The following is a 17,290-nucleotide window of genomic DNA, read 5'->3' as shown; positions in this document are numbered from 1 at the left end:
TTTGCTCAAGTGTTCAAGACGATAACGGCAGACAACGGACCGGAGTTTGAGACCTTCTCCAACGCTGAATCCTGGGGTACAAGGGTTTACTTTGCGCACCCATACAGTTCCTGGGAGCGGCCGCGTAACGAGCGTCACAACGGCATGCTGCGTGATTACATTCCAAAAGGCGAATCCATTGAGAAGTACACCGACGAAGAAATCTTATCCTTCGCCGACGAGCTCAACAGCCGTCCAAGACGGGTGCTGGGCTACCATACACCAGAGGATCTCTTTGATACATTCTTGGATAAGATATATGCTTGTTGAAAGTTATTATAGATTGGAAATTTTGTTCAATTTGCTATTGCAATTTACGAAGATATTTAATTATAAATTTACAAAGAAAATAAAAAAACTCCCATCATAATGATAGGAGTTTTTTCCAAGATAAAACTTTATATAAAATCATAAAGTTAATTGCGTTTTAATAGATAAAATATTTAAAATCAAAATCAGCCGAGAACGACCATTGATTCGCCAACTTTAACACTCTGTCCTGCTTCAACATTGATAGCCTGAACTGTACCTGCTGCAGGAGCAGTGATTTCGTTCTGCATTTTCATAGCTTCAAGAATAAGTACAACATCGCCAGCATTTACAGCCTGACCTACAGTTGCAATAACTTTTACGATTTTACCAGGCATAGGAGCTGCAATTGTGCTAGCGCCGGCAGGAGCTGCTGCTGGAGCAGGTGCTGCTTTAGGTGCAGGAGCTGCTGCTTTAGGAGCAGGTGCTGCTACAGGAGCTGGAGCTGCTGCAACTGGAGCTGCGCCGCCTTTTACTTCTTCGATTTCAACTTCATAAGAATTACCATTTACAGTAATGTTAAATTTTTTCACGAGATATTCCCCCATAAATATATTCTTTTTTTTAGCTTGTCATATATTTTACGAAAATTCGTCAGCCAAGCTTTTAGTCAAGATTAAACTGCGCTACGACGAGCTGCCATAGTCCATGCATCATTACGTTTAATACGTATTGCTGCAACTTTTTTGCCAATTATAGCTTCAACAGCTGCAGTTATTACTGCAACAATTTCTTCGCTGACTGCATTATTGTTATTAGACATCAGTTAGTCACCCCTTTATTATAATGGTACATTACCATGTTTCTTAGCTGGGCGATCTTCACGTTTGCTCGAGAGCATATTAAGTGCTGTAATAATACGCGGTCTGGTTTCACATGGTTCAATAACCATATCAACAATACCACGTTCTGCTGCTTTATAAGGTGTAGCAAATTCATCAACATATTGCTGTGTTTTTTCTTTTACGTCAGGATCTCTGCGGAAAATAATATTTGCCGCACCAGCAGGTCCCATAACAGCAATTTCAGCTGTAGGCCAAGCGATTACCTGGTCTGCACCTAATTCACGTGAACACATTGCCAAGTAAGATCCGCCATATGCTTTACGTGTAATTACTGTAATTTTAGGAACAGATGCTTCACTATAAGCATAAAGCATTTTTGCACCATGACGAATGATTCCGCCATATTCCTGGTCTGTTCCTGGTAAGAAGCCCGGAACGTCAACAAGGTTTACGATTGGAATATTGAAAGCATCGCAGAAACGAATAAATCTTGATGATTTATCAGATGCATTGATATCAAGACAGCCGGCCATATTATTAGGCTGGTTGGCAATTATACCTACGCTGCGGCCATCAAAATGGGCAAAGCAGGTAATGATATTTTGTGCATAATACGGTTGGGATTCATAAAATTCACCATTGTCAACGAGCGAACGAATTACATCTTTCATATCATATGGCATATTAGGATTATCAGGAACAACTGTATTTAAGGATTCGTCCATACGGGAAGGATCATCACCAGTATTTACTTCAGGTGCATCATCCATATTATTGCTTGGCAGGAAGCTAAGCAAATAACGAATCTGTTCAATACAATCCTGTTCGTTTTCAGCAGCAAAGTGAGCAACACCGGAGGTGCTGTTATGAGTCATTGCGCCGCCTAATTGTTCAGCAGAAACCTCTTCAGCTGTAACGGATTTTATAACAGCAGGACCTGTTATAAACATCTGGCTGGTATTTTTTACCATGTAGATAAAATCTGTTAATGCTGGAGAATAAACTGCGCCGCCGGCACATGGTCCCATGATTACGGAAATCTGTGGAATAACGCCTGATGCCATGGTATTTCTAAGGAAAATACCGCCGTAACCGCCTAATGCGTCTACAGCTTCCTGAATACGAGCCCCACCGGAATCATTGATACCGATTATTGGTGCGCCCATTTTCATTGCTAAATCTTGTACTTTCCAGATTTTTTTAGCATGCATTTCACCAAGGGAACCACCTTCAACAGTGAAATCCTGAGCAAATGCGTATACTAAACGACCATCAACGGTACCATAACCAGTTACAACACCTTCAGCTGGTAAATCTTTCTTTTCCTGACCAAAATTTGTACAACGATGTTTTACAAATTGATCTAATTCGACGAATGTGCCTTCATCGAATAATAAATCTATACGTTCACGAGCTGTTAATTTTCCTTTAGCGTGCTGTTTTTCAACACGTTTTGCACCGCCACCCTGCATGATATGTTCTCTTTTTTCATTCATGAGGTCGATTCTTTCTTGAACTGTGGCCAAAGTTATACCTCCTTAAATTACCTGATATTATTTTTTATCGGCAATATGTCTATTATACTATTGGCAGTAATATTTTGTATACTAAAATTATTTATTGCGTTGGCAAAGTTCGAGCAATACGCCGCTTGCTTTAGGATGCATGAAAGCGATAGAAGTTCCGCCAGCACCTTTACGAGGTTTTGCATCAATCATGCGAACGCCTTTAGCTGTAAGATCAGCAATAGCAGCTTCAATATCATCAACACGAAGAGCGATATGCTGAATACCCTGACGACCGCCATTTTTTTCTAAGAATTTAGCAATAGGACCATCTGGAGAGGTAGATTCTAAAAGTTCTACTTCTGCTTCACCTGTAGGGATAAAAGCAGTTTTTACTTTTTGTTCAGCAACTTCTTCTTCACCAGTACATTCTAAACCTAATACATCAGTATAGAACTGTTTAGCTTCTTCTAAATTTGGCACAGCAATACCAATATGGTCAACACATTCTACTTTAAACATTTATATAGCCTCCTGCAAATCTTTATATTTATTTTACTAACAGTTCGTCAAGCAAGCTGCGAACTATTGTATATGGGTCATTGGCACGCGATTTTATATCTTCGAGATAGTTATCAAGGCGACCCGTTTTTACTATACTATTAGTAATATATCTACCAATGGATGCATTTAACAGCTCCATCAATTCAGTTCTTGTTCTTTCATGACGTCTTTGTTCGAGTACGCCATTTTCTTTTATATAAGAATAATGCTTGTCTAATTGTGCGACAAGTTCATTAATACCTTCACCCTGACTAGCAATGACTTTTTGAATAGGCGGACGCCATTCTTTCATTTCACCATCAAGATCAAGCATCATATTAAGCTCCATCTGAAGCTTATCAGCACCATCATGATCAGCTTTATTAATGGCAAAAACATCGCCTATTTCTAATATCCCGGCTTTGATAGCCTGAATATCATCACCCATTCCTGGTATAAGTACTACCATTGTCGTATCTGCTGCTTTTACAATATCGACTTCCGATTGACCAACACCAACAGTTTCAACAAAAATAACATCTTTACCAAAAGCATCAAGTGCTTTCACGGCATCAGCTGTTTTATGGGACAAGCCACCAAGGCTGCCACGTGTGCCCATACTGCGAATGAATACGCCTTCATCAAGTGTAAGACTGTTCATTCTGATACGGTCACCTAAAATAGCACCACCGGAAAACGGACTTGTGGGGTCAACCGCAATAATACCAACGGTTTTTCCCATATTACGATAAGCTCTTGCAAGTTTATCTGTCATCGTTGATTTGCCGGCACCAGGAGGTCCGGTAATACCAAGGACAAAGGCGTGCCCAGTATGTGGATAAAGCTCTTTCATTATGTCAACGGCTTCATCATACTCATTTTCAATAGCAGTAATGGTACGTGATAACGCCAAACGAGAACCATTTAAAAGATCTTTTACTATATCCATGCTAACACCACCTTAATATGTCTTTATACGATTAATAATCAACCGTATAAACATCTTGCCCTCTCAACAGATAAGAGGGCAAGAATACGTTTTTTTATTTTACGTTTGCTTTGATAAATTCAACAATGTTACCAGTTGGGGTACCAGGTGTGAATACTTCAGCAATGCCAGCTTCTTTAAGAGCTGGGATATCGCCTTCAGGAATAACACCGCCGCCAACGATAAGAGTGTCGTTCATGCCATTAGCACGAACAAGTTCTACAACTTTAGGGAAAAGATGTGGATGAGCGCCTGATAAAATACTCATAGCAACTACATTAACATCTTCCTGAAGTGCAGCTTCAGCGATTTGTTCTGGTGTTTGGCGAAGGCCGGTATATATAACTTCAAAACCAGCATCACGAAGAGCGCGAGCTACAACTTTAGCTCCGCGGTCATGACCGTCAAGTCCAGGTTTTGCAACTAATACTCTGATACGTTTTTCCATCATTAGTCCCTCCGAGAATCTCTATATTATAAATTTGTATGTGCTTCGTATTCACCAAATACTTTACGCATTACGCCGCAAATTTCACCAAGTGTAGCATAGGTTCTAACTGCGCCGAGAATATGAGGCATAAGATTTTCATTTTCGTCTTTACAAGCATTTTCAAGAGCAGCAAGAGCAGCTTTAACTGCATCATTGTCACGACCAGCTTTCATTTCAGCCAGTTTTGCTTTCTGTTTTTCGCCAACAGAAGCATCTACACGTAAAAGTCCTTCAACAGGTTTTTCTTCAACCTGGAATTTATTTACGCCGACAATAACTTTTGCACCGGATTCAACATCCATCTGCCATTTGTAAGCACTGTCTTGAATTTCTTTTTGAATATAGCCTTTTTCGATAGCTGAAACAGCACCACCGATTTCATCAATTTTCTTGATGTAATCCCAAGCTTCTGCTTCAATTTTGTTGGTCATTGATTCAACATAGTAAGAACCTGCTAAAGGATCAATAACATCAGCTAAGCCACTTTCATAAGCAACGATTTGCTGGGTACGAAGAGCAACCATAACTGATTCTTCAGTAGGAAGTGCCAAAGCTTCATCACGGGAATTGGTATGAAGGGACTGGGTTCCACCCATTACTGCAGCTGCAGTCTGAAGCGCAACACGAACGATGTTGTTATTAGGCTGTTGAGCTGTAAGCATTGAGCCTGCTGTCTGGGTATGGAAACGAAGTTTCATGGATTTTTCTTTTTTAGAGTTGAAACGTTCTTTCATAACTTTTGCCCAAATACGGCGGGAAGCACGGAATTTAGCAACTTCTTCTAAGAGGTTGTTATGTGCATTCCAGAAGAAAGAAAGACGGCCAGCAAAAGCATCAACGTCAAGACCTGCTTTGATTGCAGCTTCAACGTAAGCAATACCATCGCTGATGGTAAATGCGATTTCCTGAGCAGCTGTTGAACCAGCTTCACGGATATGGTAACCAGAAATAGAAATTGTATTCCATTTTGGTACATTTTGTGAGCAATATTCAAAAATATTGGTGATAAGACGCATGGAAGGACGAGGTGGGAAAATATATGTTCCACGAGCAGCATATTCTTTTAAGATATCATTTTGAATGGTACCTTTAAGCTGATCAGCTGCAACACCCTGTTTTTCTGCTACTGCAATGTACATTGCGAGTAATACGGATGCTGGTGCATTGATAGTCATAGAAGTGGAAACTTTACCGAGGTCAATTTTGTCGAAAAGAACTTCCATATCAGCTAAGGAGTCAATAGCAACCCCAACTTTACCAACTTCACCTTCGGAAATAGCATCATCAGAGTCATAACCGATTTGAGTAGGTAAATCGAATGCGCAGGAAAGTCCTGATGCACCGGATTCGATTAAGTAACGATAACGTTTATTGGATTCTTCTGCTGTGGAGAAACCTGCATACATACGCATAGTCCAGAAACGACCACGGTACATTGTAGGCTGAACGCCACGGGTATAAGGATATACACCTGGGAAGCTTACTTCATCAGCATAGTCTGTATCTTTAATGTCAAGGGGAGTGTAAAGACGTTGTTCTGGAAGGTTAGGACGTTCCGGAAATTTTGCAACGGCTTTTTCGACGCTGGCATTATACGCATCTAATTCAGCTTGGATCTTTTCTTTTTCAGTGCTCATAGTTATTTATTCCTCCTGGATCTTTTATTTAATCAGATTACTCTGATTGGTAAACTAAATTTCAACAATTAGTTTTTCTATTTTTCAGCTATTATTTCATGGAACCTGTTTCAACAAACTTTTCGTGCCATGACAAAGCTTCACTTATAATATGTGGAGTCTGCGCATTTTTAGTTGCAGTTACAGCTCTTTCATAATAATCAAGCAGCATTGGTTTGTAATCAGGATGAGCGCATTTTTCAATAATTACTTTTGCACGTTGTCTTGGAGACAAACCACGCAAATCAGCTAAACCCTGTTCAGTTACAATGATATCAACATCATGTTCTGTATGGTCGATATGTGAACAGAAAGGAACTATTGAAGAAATCGCACCGCCTTTAGCAGTGGAACCTGTACAGAAAATGGTCAAATAAGCATTGCGGGCAAAGTCTCCAGAGCCGCCAATACCATTCATCATTTTTGTACCCATTATATGAGTAGAATTTACATTGCCATAAATATCACATTCAATAGCTGTATTCATAGCAATAACACCAATGCGGCGTGCCACTTCAGGACTGTTGGAAATTTCCTCTGGACGAAGCATCAGATGTTTTCTATATTCTTTGATATTTTTATAAAAACGATCCAAACCTTCCGGTGAAGGTGAGAATGCTGTTCCAGAAGCAAAGCTTAATTTACCAGCATCAATTAAATCAAACATACCGTCTTGAATTACTTCAGTGTAAACTGACAAATCTTTCAAATCTGATTCCACAAATCCGTGGATAACAGCATTAGCTACATTCCCAACACCAGATTGTAATGGCAACAGATTTGCCGGCATGCGTCCTTCTTTAATTTCATTGTTAAGTAATTCAATGATATGACTGGACATGGCCTTTGCACAATCATCAATTTCACCCAATGGACGTGTATGGTCTTTTATGTCACATGGTACAATGAATTTAATTTTATCAGGACTGCATGGTATGTATGGAGTACCAATACGGTCATTTGGTTTAACTATCGGAATAGGTAAACGATGTGGTGGATCAAGTGGTACATATATATCATGCATACCTTCAAGTTCCAATGGCTGGGTCGTATTAACTTCTACGATTACAACATCAGCCTGTTGTACATAAGAAGCACTATTTCCCAATGAAGTTGTCGGTATGATGTTGCCTTCTTCTGTTATTGCACAAGCTTCTACGATCGCTACATCAATACCGCCACCCATATATCCATAACGAGCAAACTGTGCAGATTCACTCAAATGCATGTCAATATATTCTACATCACCGCTATTAACACGATTTCTGAGTTCTTTGTTAGTCTGATATGGCATGCGTACATTAATGCCATTAACCTTTGCTAAAGCACCATCTTCTTCAATACCAGTCGATGCACCTGTCCATAAGTTAATTTTAAAAGGTTCCTTCTCCATGCGTTTAGCAAGCGCTGTTGGAACAGCCTTCACATAACCTGACGGAGTAAAACCGCTAGTTGCCACATTCATATTAGGCTTGATGTAAGCAGCGGCTTCTTCGGCACTAACGATCTTAGATTGCAATTCCTTATTGCGTACGCGATCGCGAATGTCAATCATTAAATCTTCTCCTCCCCATAAATCAACAAAATATATATTATGCCTTAATGAAATTTTTCACAAGGCCCCTCTTATGATGCTATTGTAAACAGTAACTATAATCAAACCCTATAGTAAGTATTCGAATCATTTATAGTTACTTGTACAACAAAACACCATATTTCCACATGTGTTAGCATACCACCAGATAATAAACCCGTCAAGCAATTTAATAAAAAAAGCCCGCGCATTCCTTATATACATTGCCTTAATGTATTTTTATCATCTTAAGATTATATCTTTAGAATTTTCTGCTTATATGGTAAGACAGTCCTGATAGTCCTATAGATAAATCTTCATTTACAATGTGCATCGTATCAGGAACCTTCATTCTGATTGGTGCAAAATTCCAAATTCCTCTTATTTTGGCTTTGACCAATCTATCGGCAACATCTTGGGCAAATTGTCCCGGCACCGTAATAATCCCAATATGTATATTTAGTTCTTTTACGCGTTTTTCTAAATCAGCAACATCTTCTACTTTTACATGATTTATTGTCTTACCGACTATTGCCGGATCATGATCAAATAATGCCACTAAATTAAACCCTAACGATATAAAGCTGTGATGATTAGCTAAAGCTGAGCCTAAGTGGCCTATACCAACAATAGCCATATTCCAATGATTATCAAGGCCCAATATACTGCTGATACTTTTTTTTAATTCATTTACATAATAGCCGACACCTTTTTTGCCAAATTGACCAAAGGAAGCCAAATCTTTGCGTATTTGTTCTGGTGTTATTTCTAAACGACGGCCCAATTCTTCAGAGGAAATCACATCAAGTCCCTCATCTTGAGCCATACGTAAAGTGCGTAAATATAAAGGTAATCTATCAATAGTTGCTTTAGAAATATCTTTCATTTATATATCCTTCCATATCCAAAATTACTTTTAAATTAAATAAAAAAAAATACATTTATTAGAAGTAATTATGCTTTTTATTTATTTCTAAACTGTTCATACGGAAAATCTGGTAATGACGTCAATCCAACATGACGCTTAGCAAGCTCTTGTTCCACTTGCTGCATTGAATTACCTTCCAACACAACAACTGCTACTGCCAATAAAAACCAAAAAATCATTGATAAATTAGTATTGAATAATACATAATCAGTCAAACCATTAATTGCTAAAGCAATAAATGCCAAACTACAGCCTAACAATGTCCCACGTAAAAATTTGGATGTCAATCGTTTATATTTGCGCATCCCCTGATATATCGGCATAAACATGCAAACAACAAAAGCTAAAAAACCAATAATCCCAATCTCTGCCGTAATATTTAAATACATATTATGAGCATGTACAATTTTTATAAAATGTCCCTGCATATAAAAATCATATGTGGGGTAAACAAAATAATACATACCCCAGCCAATGCCTAATAACGGATGATCTAAAATCATGGCAATAGTGCTTTCCCATAAACCAAGGCGCAGTTCCGCTGATGAATCCAAGGTGCCAAAGACCGATGTAAGCCTATCCAACAATGTCGTATCAGCATATAAACCCACTGCCAATAATACAATGAATGGCAATAATATTTTTCTATTATAGCAAATCCCATAACCAGCAATAACGATAGCAATGCTGAAAAATGCACCGCGAGCATATGTTAAGCCTAAGCATATCAATCCTAATATAAAAAATGCCCCTAAGAAAATTCTTATTTTTTTCTCTTGGATCGTAACAAGTATTGCAAAAACCATTGCTAAAAACATATCAAGATAACCAGCCAACAAGTTAGGATTTTGCAATGTAGAATATATACGCATCGTCATTTCCGGAAAGGCCCGTCTATCTGTCCAGCCCATAACTGCCGTATTAATTCCCACTATGTATTGAATAAATCCATAAGCTATCACCCCTGCTGCTGCCACTGCTGCCGTCAACAGGATTTCCTTAATCTGTTTTTTTTCCGTTATTGTCTGTATTGTCAGATAATATATAAGTATATATCTGCCTACCAAATGCGTCCAATTATATATGCTGAACATTTTTTCCGGAGCATTGATTACTGAGAGTATCCCCATAACAGCAAAAACAACTATCGGAAAATCCAGCATAGTTTTTCGCCACTGCCAGCCAGAAAAAAATATTTTTATAATAAAAAAGAACCATCCCAAAAATAATGTATATGTTGCTATTGCATCACTAAATGGCAAAAAAAACACCGTTAGCAGCAATGAATAAAACATCATCTTTTTGCAATCCTGCGCATATATTTTTTTTCTGAAAATATTCATATATCACCTAAATAATTCTTAACTTTTATTAAGGCAAAATGAATTTTCTAAGTATCATTTTGCCTTAATATTTATTTTTTAGTTTTAATTAATTCACAAATTTCATGGCGCAGTTCACCAATAAGATATAGAGACCCTGTCATACACAGCACAGCGTCACGTTGTGTTAACCCCATAGCCTTTGTCAGCGCCTGCTGCCGGTCTTTTTCTATCTGTACATATTTCACATTCAGCTTAGAGACCCAGTCACTAGGATCTGAGCTGCGCGCTGAATCTGGCACTGTAGCTACAACCACATCGTCTGGGCGCAACAATGTCTTAATCATGACATCAATGTCCTTATCGCCCAATATTCCCAGCAAAAACACTCTTTGCTCGCCAGGAAAATATCGATCAAGATTTTGCCGCAGCATTGACATACCTGCCGGATTATGTGCTCCATCAATAATCATCTGTTTATCGGAAACACAAAAATATTCAAAACGTCCCGGCCATTTTACACCAGAAAGTGCTTTTTTTACTGCTTCTGAGGTAATTCGCTCTTCATCATTCGACAATAAATAGGCTGTCATAATTGCCAAGGCCGAATTTCTAATTTGGTGTATTCCTAATAGATTAAGCTTAAATTCTGTAGCCACACCGATTATCTGCGAGGCAAAGGAGATTACCTGCTTGTTTTCTTCATCACGTAAAAACCCCGCCGCAAAATCAATATCTTCAATAAATAAATCTGTGTTTTTCTTGGTTGCTTCCTCATGCAGAATTTCCAATGTCATCCCTTTAGCATCAGTAACAACCGGCACATTGTCTTTTATTATTCCTGCCTTGTGATGGGCAATCCCCTCCAGGGTTCCGCCACAAAATTGGGCATGTTCAAAAGCTACATTGGTTATAACTGACACTTCCGGTTCTACAACATTAGTAGAATCAAGCAGTCCGCCCAAACCAACTTCAATTACAGCATACTCTACCTCATTTAAAGCAAAACATAAAAACGCTGCTGCTGTTAACACTTCAAACTGCGTAGGTGATTCCATTCCTTCTTCAATCATTTGCTCAACAAAAGGCTTTACCACACTTATACAATTAGCAAATACCTCTTCCGAAACTGCTACGCCATTAATCTGTATGCGTTCTGTATAAGAATACAGATGCGGTGATGTATAAAGTCCTGTTTTTATGCCTGATTGCCGAAGAATTTCGCTTACCATAGCGCAGGTTGACCCTTTGCCATTAGTGCCTGTAATATGAACTGTTTTATATTTTAAATGCGGTTCATCTAAGAGTTCGACCAAGCGCTTAATGCGCTCCAATCCCATTTTCGTACCAAATTTATTAAGTTCATTAAGGTACTCTAAAGCTTCTTGATAATTCATCCCACTATCACAAATCAGCTAAATATGCCAAACGTTCTTCTACTGCTGCCTTTTTGTTAGCATAACCGACCTGCTTCTCCTTCTCTTTTTCTACAACATCAGCCGGAGCCTTAGCCAAAAATCCTTCATTGGAAAGTTTTTTAACAAGACGATCTATTTCTTTTTCCAATTTAGTTAATTCTTTAGTAAGACGTGCTGTTTCTTTTTCTACATCAATAAGACCTGCTAATGGCAGATATATTTCAATCCCCTTAACGACCGCCGCCATAGCGTTTTCCGGTTTATTGCTGTCATCTGTCCAAACATTTACAGTTTCAGCCGATGCCAAAGTCTGCAAATATCCCTCATTATCTTTTACCATAGACTGTAAAGATCTATCTGTGAAATGCAAAATCACTTCACTTTTTTTACTTGGTGCTGCATTGACTTCAGCCCGCATATTACGAATTGCTTTTATTGTTTCCATTATGGCAATCATATTACTTTCAGCTGTATCATCGATCTTAGCATTTTCATCTTCTGGCCATACACTGGTCATAATACTATTGCCTTCATGTGGTATATGCTGCCAGATTTCTTCGGTAATAAACGGCATAAACGGATGCAATAAACGCAAAGTATGTTCTAAGACATAGCCTAAAACATATTGGGCAACTTTTCTTTGCTGTTGGTTGGCATCATCATAAAGACGTGCTTTACTGAGTTCAATATACCAATCGCAGAATTCATTCCAAATAAATTCATATAACGAGCGAGCCGCTTCACCAAGCTCGAAGTTTTCCAGCTGTCTTGTTACTGACTTGGCAGTATGAGCATAACGGCTAAATATCCATTTGTCCGCCAAAGTATATTCACTATTATCTGGTATAAAATCTTTATCAAAGCCTTCTAGGTTCATAAGCATAAAACGTGATGCATTCCATAATTTATTGGCAAAATTTCTGGCACTTTCCACTCTTTCCCAATAAAAACGCATATCATTCCCCGGTGTATTACCAGTGATAAGCATGAACCGCAAAGTATCGGCACCGTATTTTTCAATTACTTCTACCGGATCAATACCATTACCCAAAGATTTACTCATCTTGCGGCCTTGGGAATCACGTACCAAGCCATGGATAAATACATGTTTAAACGGAATATCCTTACCAAATTTCAGTCCCATCATTACCATGCGGGCTACCCAGAAAAATATAATATCATAGCCGGTAACAAGTACGCTTGTTGGATAGAACTGTTTTAATTCTTCAGTTTCTTCCGGCCAGCCCATTGTTTCAAATGGCCACAGTCCAGAACTAAACCAGGTATCAAGAACATCTTCATCACGTCTTAATTTATGGCTGCCACATTTCGGGCAAATAGCTACATCATCCTCACGAGAAACTACCGTTTCACCACATTCCTCACAATACCATGCCGGTATCTGATGACCCCACCATAATTGACGGGAAATGCACCAGTCGCGAATATTTTCCAGCCAATTGCAATAAATTTTAGTAAATCTTTCTGGTACAAATTCTATTTTACCACTTTTTACAGCTTCAATCGCTGGTTTTGCCAAAGATTCCATTTTTACGAACCATTGCTTGGAAATCATCGGTTCAACAGTGGTATCACAGCGTGAACAATGACCAACAGCATGTTCATGTTCTTCAATGCTCAGTAAAAATCCCTGTTCTTTTAAATCTGCTATCAATTGTTTACGACAGTCATAACGATCCATACCGGCATATTTCCCGGTGTTTTCTGACATAGTACCATCGCTGTTTATAACGAGAATCTGTTCTAATTTATGACGCTGTCCCATTTCAAAGTCATTAGGGTCATGTGCCGGAGTAACTTTAACAGCACCTGTACCAAATTCCGGATCAACGTAATCATCAGCAAATAATGGAATTTTACGGTTTACTAATGGCAATATTAATGTTTTGCCAATTAAATTTTTATATCGTCCGTCTTCAGGATGCACTGCCACGCCAGTATCACCAAACATTGTTTCCGGTCTAGTGGTAGCTATTTCTACAAATTTATCAGTACCTTCAACCTGATAACGAATATGGTATAAATGTCCTATTTCATTTTCATGTTCTACTTCAATATCGCTAAGTGCCGTATTACAATGCGGGCACCAGTTAGTTATTCTTGTTCCTTGATAAATAAGTCCCTCTTCATATAATTTAACAAAGACTTCACGTACTGCCTTGGAACAGCCTTCATCCATGGTAAAACGTTCTCTGTCCCAATCACATGACGATCCTAAAGAACGCAGTTGATACATAATACGGCTGCCATATTTTTCTTTCCACTGCCAAGCGCGTTCTACAAATTTTTCACGACCAATTTCATGACGTGATGTACCTTCTTCTCTAAGCGCTGCATCGACTTTAGCCTGTGTTGCAATCCCTGCATGGTCACAGCCCGGCATCCACAAAGTGTTATATCCCTGCATACGGCGAAAACGAATCAATATATCCTGAAGTGTATTATCCATAGCATGCCCCATATGTAATTGTCCTGTTACATTTGGCGGCGGTATTACTATACTATAAGGTTTCTTATCCTTTTCTACTTCAGCATGAAAAAGCTTATTATCTTCCCAAAATTTATACCATTTTTTTTCAAAGCTCTGTGGGTCATAGACCTTTGGAATATTTGTTTCCTGCATTATTTACCTCCTAAATATAAAAAACTCCTCCGTCCTAATAAGGACGAAAGAGTAAACTTCCGTGGTACCACCTAAATTTCTCTGCCCAAAGGCAAAGCTTATCAGCTTAACGCCGCATCCGCGTTTGTAACTACTATTCATTCATCACAAAAGCTCCCAAGCTACAATATAAATTTCCAGGCAAAAGTCTCTCAGCTAATAACTTTTTCTCTGTAAGCTCTCCATTTATACACTCTTGTTCATTGCCGATAATATATTTCAATGCCATTATATTATCATAAACCACATGAAAAAACAACTTCCAGCCCTATATTCATTTTATTACTGTATAATATATTATTTTTCTTTTTGCAAAAAGTGTTATAATATTAACGAAAATTTAACAATGCTTTCTTCATTAATACGAGGTAAAACGATGAATATAATAAAAAAATTTGCAGCAATATTGCAGCAGCCTGCATGGCACAATGTATTAAAAAATAATATGGGTTTTATAATCGGCTTGTTTTTATTTAATTATTTTTCTATTGCCCGTTCCCTTTGGCAAATACAAGAATATAAGCTCATGCTGTTAGATGGCTTATTTCTGCTGGCAGTAACACTAATAATAAGTATTATATTAACCGCTATTCCCTCAGGAATAATTCGCAAAATCTTAAGCAATAGTATTTTTTATATTTGTGCGCTATTATGTCTGGCCGAATTTTTTTCATTTTACAATTACAATGCCCCAGTCGGTGCCGGCATAATAACTGCGCTGCTTGAAACGAATAGTGAAGAGGCCAGCGAATTTTTTCAAATGTATATCGGCTGGCATTGGCTTATTTATACATTTATTTTTGCTCTGTTCACTTTTATTTTACAAAAAAATTTTCTGGCAAAAACTCATCTAAAAATATACCAGCCGCGTCTCGGCTATATAATGGGCTGTATTATTGTCCTGGGAATTTTATCTGGTGTCTGCTTAGTAAATAATTATAAACCTTTTATCAAAAGCAATGATCTTGATATTCCCATTGTCAGGGTATATGCCTCAGCCCAAACGGCTGTTGCTAACATGAAAAGCTATGGTGAACTCAACAACAAAATGGCTGCCAGCAAAGACATCACTGCTAATAACAGCACTATCCCCAATATTGTCTTTATATTGGGCGAAGCCACCAACCGCAACCATATGCATTTATATGGCTACCCTTTGCCCAATACACCCAATCTTGATAATTTAAACAAAAATCAACAGCTGGCTGTTTTTAAGGATTGTATTAGTCCACATTCTACTACCGTCGCTGTACTGCGTGATTTATTCACCTTTTGTGATGCTGAGTCACAAAAGCCCTGGTATCAATACAATAATCTTATTGATATCATGCAGCAAGCCGGCTATAAAACCTACTGGCTATCCAATCAGGAAAGCTCCGGTATATGGGGCAATGTTGCCCTGCTTTATGCTAACCGCAGCACGGTACATCAATTCACCAGCGTACGTGATTCCCACGAAGCTTCCAATACTCTTGATGGTGCTTTATTCCCCATTGTTGATAAGGCTATTGCCAATCATGCCGTCAAGAATTTTTATGTAATACATCTAATGGGCGGACACAGCCTTTATTATAAAAGATTTCCTTATATTTTCTCCAAATTCAGTAAAAACGATATCCCGCGTAATGTCTCCGATGAAAAAAAAGTTGTTTTAGCGCAATATACTAATGCTTTATATTATAATGATTATATAGTAAGCGGTATAATTGATAAATTTAAGCAGCAAAATGCTATTATAATTTATCTGCCTGACCATGGTGAGACAGTCTACGATGACAACAGTAACTTTGCCGGTCATGTCGAAGAAAATCCCAATCACTACATGCTGGAAGTTCCCATGATTATGTGGGCTTCAGATAAATTCAAACAGGCTTATCCTGCTAAATGGCTTGCTATTAAAAATGCTGTACAACGCCCCTATATGACCGATGATATGATTCACACGGTCCTTGATATCGCTGACATTAAAACCACAGAATATAAACCGGCTAAAAGTATTATAAACCCGTTATTTAATGCAACTCGTCCCCGTATGGTGCAGGGCAAGAACTACGATACGCAGATACGTTTTGCTCCGGCTCAATAATTTAAATATATAAAGGAATTCTATTTGTACTATTTAAATTTTAGATACCTGAAAGGCTCCCCTTGAGGGGAGCTGGCAGCAAAGCTGCCTGAGGGGTTAACCCTTCCAACTCGACTTCGTCAAGTCACCTTCCCTATGCTGTTAGCTCTTAATGCTTTAGCATTTTTAGAGATACAGTACACACCGTGCAGGGACGGCTTTAAGACCATACTATTTTATTAACTAACACAATACAAAAAGGAATATACTATGCAAGAAGAAATACGTTTGCTTTTAAAAAGCCATATTGACTGCTGGGATAAATTATCATCTGGACAGCAACAGACGCTTATTGATAGTTCTCGGATTGTTCACTATTCTTCCAATGATTTTATCCATGCCAGTGGTTCTGAATGCATGGGAATATTATTTGTAAAATCCGGCTCATTGCGCATCTATATTAATTCAGTTGATGGACGGGAAGTCACCTTGTATCGGTTGAATAAAAATGATTTATGCCTACTGGCGGCCACCTGCGTCTTACAGAGCATTACCTTTGATATTTATATTGATTCAATTACCGACTCAGATATACTAATCATCGCACCAGCTGCTTTTGCCCAAGTAATGAAAGAAAACATCTATCTTGAAGCATTTGCCTATAAAGAAGCTACCGAACGTTTTGCCGATGCCATGTGGACATTGCAGCAAATATTATTTATGAGTTTTGATAAAAGGCTGGCCTTATTTTTACTAAGTGAAAGCAAAAACACCACCTCTGATACACTCCATATGACCCACGAACAAATAGCCAAGCTAATGGGCAGTGCCCGTGAAGTCGTTTCCCGCATGCTCAAATATTTCTCTACTGAAGGATTAGTACATTTATCACGCGGCCAAATAAAAATCATTGACAAGTCCGGCTTAAATAAATTAATATAACTCGCATTGTGCTAGTTGAATTTT

The 17,290-nt window shown here is 38.4% G+C and carries 15 protein-coding genes and 1 other annotated feature; of the genes, 3 read left to right on the top strand and 12 right to left on the bottom strand.

The genetic code is table 11. The annotated features are described in order from the left end of the window. On the top strand, positions 1–309 hold a 309-nt coding region (locus HNR32_RS08765), incomplete at its 5' end, for an IS30 family transposase (protein WP_183861750.1). Between the two features lie 185 nt (positions 310–494). On the opposite strand, the gene HNR32_RS08760 is transcribed toward HNR32_RS08765, so the two are convergent. The 12 genes from HNR32_RS08760 to HNR32_RS08705 form a co-directional block, all read right to left on the bottom strand. After that, positions 495–881 (bottom strand): biotin/lipoyl-containing protein, encoded by a 387-nt coding sequence (locus HNR32_RS08760; protein ID WP_183861748.1) that lies wholly within the window; start codon positions 879–881, stop codon positions 495–497. A gap of 83 nt (positions 882–964) precedes the next feature. After that, complete coding sequence (locus tag HNR32_RS08755; RefSeq protein ID WP_183861746.1) at positions 965–1,111, bottom strand: hypothetical protein; 147 nt, start codon at positions 1,109–1,111, stop codon at positions 965–967. Positions 1,112–1,129: 18 nt separating this feature from the next. Further along, a complete protein-coding gene (gene mmdA, locus HNR32_RS08750) occupies positions 1,130–2,659 on the bottom strand; it encodes a methylmalonyl-CoA decarboxylase subunit alpha (RefSeq protein ID WP_183861744.1) in 1,530 nt (509 codons plus the stop codon). Between the two features lie 87 nt (positions 2,660–2,746). Further along, a complete protein-coding gene (gene mce / locus HNR32_RS08745) occupies positions 2,747–3,160 on the bottom strand; it encodes a methylmalonyl-CoA epimerase (RefSeq protein WP_183861742.1) in 414 nt (137 codons plus the stop codon). A 28-nt stretch (positions 3,161–3,188) separates the two neighbouring features. Beyond that, positions 3,189–4,130 (bottom strand): methylmalonyl Co-A mutase-associated GTPase MeaB, encoded by a 942-nt coding sequence (gene meaB, locus HNR32_RS08740; RefSeq protein ID WP_183861740.1) that lies wholly within the window; start codon positions 4,128–4,130, stop codon positions 3,189–3,191. Positions 4,131–4,224: 94 nt separating this feature from the next. Continuing rightward, a complete protein-coding gene (locus HNR32_RS08735; RefSeq protein WP_183861758.1) occupies positions 4,225–4,617 on the bottom strand; it encodes a cobalamin B12-binding domain-containing protein in 393 nt (130 codons plus the stop codon). 26 nt (positions 4,618–4,643) lie between these two features. Continuing rightward, positions 4,644–6,296, bottom strand: a complete 1,653-nt coding sequence (locus tag HNR32_RS08730; protein ID WP_183861738.1) for an acyl-CoA mutase large subunit family protein — start codon at positions 6,294–6,296, stop codon at positions 4,644–4,646. A 91-nt stretch (positions 6,297–6,387) separates the two neighbouring features. Continuing rightward, positions 6,388–7,890: a succinyl-CoA:acetate CoA-transferase ScpC gene (scpC, locus tag HNR32_RS08725; protein WP_183861736.1), complete on the bottom strand. Its 1,503-nt coding sequence runs from the start codon at positions 7,888–7,890 to the stop codon at positions 6,388–6,390. Positions 7,891–8,170: 280 nt separating this feature from the next. Beyond that, positions 8,171–8,794, bottom strand: coding sequence for a redox-sensing transcriptional repressor Rex (locus HNR32_RS08720; protein ID WP_183861734.1), 624 nt, complete (start codon positions 8,792–8,794; stop codon positions 8,171–8,173). 77 nt (positions 8,795–8,871) lie between these two features. Continuing rightward, positions 8,872–10,179: an O-antigen ligase family protein gene (locus HNR32_RS08715; RefSeq protein ID WP_183861732.1), complete on the bottom strand. Its 1,308-nt coding sequence runs from the start codon at positions 10,177–10,179 to the stop codon at positions 8,872–8,874. A 71-nt stretch (positions 10,180–10,250) separates the two neighbouring features. Beyond that, entirely contained in the window at positions 10,251–11,555 is a 1,305-nt protein-coding gene (locus HNR32_RS08710; RefSeq protein WP_183861730.1) for a bifunctional folylpolyglutamate synthase/dihydrofolate synthase, read from the bottom strand. 7 nt (positions 11,556–11,562) lie between these two features. Beyond that, positions 11,563–14,220 carry a valine--tRNA ligase gene (locus HNR32_RS08705; protein WP_183861728.1) on the bottom strand — a complete coding sequence of 886 codons (2,658 nt, stop codon included), beginning with the start codon at positions 14,218–14,220 and terminating at the stop codon, positions 11,563–11,565. A gap of 36 nt (positions 14,221–14,256) precedes the next feature. Further along, positions 14,257–14,472: a binding site (T-box leader), on the bottom strand. Positions 14,473–14,635: 163 nt separating this feature from the next. Between HNR32_RS08705 and HNR32_RS08700 the strand changes: the two genes are divergently transcribed. Continuing rightward, positions 14,636–16,345, top strand: a complete 1,710-nt coding sequence (locus HNR32_RS08700; RefSeq protein WP_183861726.1) for a phosphoethanolamine transferase family protein — start codon at positions 14,636–14,638, stop codon at positions 16,343–16,345. 249 nt (positions 16,346–16,594) lie between these two features. After that, positions 16,595–17,266: a Crp/Fnr family transcriptional regulator gene (locus tag HNR32_RS08695; protein ID WP_183861725.1), complete on the top strand. Its 672-nt coding sequence runs from the start codon at positions 16,595–16,597 to the stop codon at positions 17,264–17,266. The last annotated feature ends 24 nt before the right edge of the window (positions 17,267–17,290 follow it).

Source organism: Pectinatus brassicae (assembly GCF_014201835.1).
In the GTDB taxonomy this organism is placed as follows: Bacteria; Bacillota; Negativicutes; order Selenomonadales; family Selenomonadaceae; genus Pectinatus; species Pectinatus brassicae.
This window is presented reverse-complemented; position numbering and strand designations above follow the sequence as displayed.

Bases quoted from the DNA above. Each gene is read 5' to 3' on its own strand.
- HNR32_RS08755 (WP_183861746.1), bottom strand. From the start codon at position 1,111: ATGTCTAATAACAATAATGCAGTCAGCGAAGAAATTGTTGCAGTAATA.
- mce (WP_183861742.1), bottom strand. From the start codon at position 3,160: ATGTTTAAAGTAGAATGTGTTGACCATATTGGTATTGCTGTGCCAAAT.
- meaB (WP_183861740.1), bottom strand. From the start codon at position 4,130: ATGGATATAGTAAAAGATCTTTTAAATGGTTCTCGTTTGGCGTTATCA.
- HNR32_RS08735 (WP_183861758.1), bottom strand. From the start codon at position 4,617: ATGGAAAAACGTATCAGAGTATTAGTTGCAAAACCTGGACTTGACGGT.
- HNR32_RS08730 (WP_183861738.1), bottom strand. From the start codon at position 6,296: ATGAGCACTGAAAAAGAAAAGATCCAAGCTGAATTAGATGCGTATAAT.
- scpC (WP_183861736.1), bottom strand. From the start codon at position 7,890: ATGATTGACATTCGCGATCGCGTACGCAATAAGGAATTGCAATCTAAG.
- HNR32_RS08720 (WP_183861734.1), bottom strand. From the start codon at position 8,794: ATGAAAGATATTTCTAAAGCAACTATTGATAGATTACCTTTATATTTA.
- HNR32_RS08715 (WP_183861732.1), bottom strand. From the start codon at position 10,179: ATGAATATTTTCAGAAAAAAAATATATGCGCAGGATTGCAAAAAGATG.
- HNR32_RS08710 (WP_183861730.1), bottom strand. From the start codon at position 11,555: ATGAATTATCAAGAAGCTTTAGAGTACCTTAATGAACTTAATAAATTT.
- HNR32_RS08705 (WP_183861728.1), bottom strand. From the start codon at position 14,220: ATGCAGGAAACAAATATTCCAAAGGTCTATGACCCACAGAGCTTTGAA.
- HNR32_RS08700 (WP_183861726.1), top strand. From the start codon at position 14,636: ATGAATATAATAAAAAAATTTGCAGCAATATTGCAGCAGCCTGCATGG.
- HNR32_RS08695 (WP_183861725.1), top strand. From the start codon at position 16,595: ATGCAAGAAGAAATACGTTTGCTTTTAAAAAGCCATATTGACTGCTGG.